The sequence below is a fragment of the Streptomyces sp. W16 genome (assembly GCF_033194735.1).
GTDB lineage: Bacteria > Actinomycetota > Actinomycetes > Streptomycetales > Streptomycetaceae > Streptomyces.
Genome location: NZ_JAWOAI010000933.1, coordinates 1 through 2,162, shown reverse-complemented (window position 1 = coordinate 2,162; position 2,162 = coordinate 1). Strand labels below are relative to the sequence as shown.

Sequence of the window (2,162 nt, the reverse complement as noted above, 5' to 3'; positions counted from 1 at the left end):
CGCCGCCAGGAACGGCAGCATCCGTACGACGGTGTCGGCGTCCCGCCCGCTCAGCGAGCCGACCTGCCAGAACCGGAACTGGTCCAGGGTGGCCGAGCTGGAGGTCAGGACGACGGTCGTACCACCGGCGGTCATCGCGGCCAACGCCGTACCGGCCAGGGCGAGTTTCACCGGGGACGCCCCGCCCCGGCCGCGCGCGGCGATGCCGTAGACCAGACAGGCGGCGAGGACGGCACCGGCGAAGGCGTACCAGACGTAGCCCTCGAAACCGCTCGCGAGGCCGGTCGCGATGGCGAGGACGACACCGGCCGCCGCGCCCTGGCTCAGGCCGAGGATGCCCGGATCGGCGAGCGGGTTGCGGGTGACGGCCTGGAGTGCCGCGCCCGCCACACCGAGCGCCGCGCCCGCCGTCAGCCCGATCTCGGTGCGGGGCAGCCGCAGCGACCGTACGACCAGGGCGTCCGGTGAACTCCCGCCGTACAGCAGGGCGTTGAGCACCGCGGACGGGGGGACCGGGCGGGTGCCGACGGCGAGGCTGAGCAGCACGGCGGCGGCCACCGCGAGGGTGGCCGCCGGCCAGGCGAGGCGTTTGAGGCTCACTTCTCTTCCGCTGCCCGTCTCTCTGCTTGTCTCTACTTGCTGATGTCCTCGGCGAGTTGGAGGACGACGAGGCGGGCGGCCGTCGGACCCGCGTTGAGGTACCACGGGTCGTCGTCGACCTTCACCGCGTGCCCGGCCTTGACCGCCTTCATCGACTTCCACAGCGGCCCGGCCAGCACGCTCGCCGCGTCGGTCCTGCCCGCGTCGCCCTGCACCGAGTAGAAGATCCAGTCACCGTCGGCCGAGTCGATGCTCTCCGCGCCGATGTCCTGCGAAATCGCCGTGAACTGCTGCGACTTGGGCCGGTCGAGCCCCATGTCGACGGCGAGGGAACCGGTGAAAGACGAGACACCGAACATCCGGGTCCGGCCCGGCGTGAACCGCAGCATCGACACGGAGGTCTTCGACAGCGCCTCCCCCTTCTCGTGCGCGTCCTCCACGATCCCGTCGAGCAGCTGCTGCGCCTGCTGCCCCTTGCCGATCGCGTCGCCGACGAGCAGCAGATCGCGCTTCCAGTTGATGCCGTTGCCCGCCGTGATGACGGTCGGCGCGATCTTCGACAGCTTGGGGTAGAGGTCGCCGAGCGAGTCGTTGGCGAGGATCAGATCGGGCTTCGCGGCGGCCAGCGTCTCCAGGTTGGGCGCCTGGCGGGTGCCCGCGTCCGTCATCGCGGCGAGCTTCGACTTGTCCGTCGGGAAGGCGTCCGCGAGGTAGTCGGGGACGAGCCCGGCGTTGTCGGCGCGGGTGGTGGCCGTCGGGACGGTGCCGAGGGAGAGCAGGTCGTCGAGCTGGCCGGTGCTCAGCACGGCGATCTTTGTGGGCCTCGCCTTGATCGTCGTCTTGCCCTCGAAGTGCGTGACGGTACGGGGGAAGGTCCCGTCGGTGTCGGTGTCCGCGCCCATGCCGGTCGCGAGGGTGCTCGGTGCGGCGGACGGCCCCTCCGAGGCGCCGATCACCTTGTTCTGCGAGCCCTCGCCCGTCTTCTCGGCATCGTTGTCGGCGGAGGAGGACGAGCACCCGGCCAGCAACCCCCCGACGACGGTCACGGCGGCCACCGCCGTGACAGCCTTCCTCTTGAACGCGCGCACTGTCACTGTCTCTCCGATCAAAACTGGCCAGGTAAGGCTTACCTTAACTTGCCGTCGGAGTGGATCGGGCGGGGGGTTCGACGCGCTCAGTGGGTTCTGTGGGCGCGGTGGGTTCCGTGGGCTCAGCGCGCGAGAAACGACTCGCCGGCTCCATAGGACCGTACGAGGACACCACCTTCGTCCCCGGCGGGCCGCACCGAGTGCGCGCGCCCCAGTCCGGAGACGTGCGCGCGGCCGTCCGCCGCCACCTCGACCAGCGTGTTCTCGTCGACGGCGACGCCGTGCGGGAGCCGGTGGCGGGTGACGGCGGCGATCAGCCGAGGCAGCGGCCCCCACTGCGCCGCGTGCGCGTCCACGGAGAAGGACACGAGCCCGAGACCCGGCCGTACGGCGATCTCGTCGAGGTCCTCCGCCGTGTCCTCCGGGCACACGGCGACGCCGTCGAGCAGCCAGCCCCCGACGACGGCCGACGGC

The 2,162-nt window shown here is 71.5% G+C and carries 2 protein-coding genes and 1 pseudogene; all 3 read right to left on the bottom strand.

The features are described 5' to 3' along the window. Positions 1-600 (bottom strand): FecCD family ABC transporter permease (locus tag R6V09_RS51605; protein WP_317888319.1); only part of this gene is annotated, 600 nt, incomplete at its 3' end. Between the two features lie 32 nt (positions 601-632). Further along, entirely contained in the window at positions 633-1,655 is a 1,023-nt protein-coding gene (locus tag R6V09_RS51600; protein ID WP_317888320.1) for an iron-siderophore ABC transporter substrate-binding protein, read from the bottom strand. A 155-nt stretch (positions 1,656-1,810) separates the two neighbouring features. Then, positions 1,811-2,162, bottom strand: a pseudogene (locus tag R6V09_RS51595) (hypothetical protein); the annotation flags it as partial.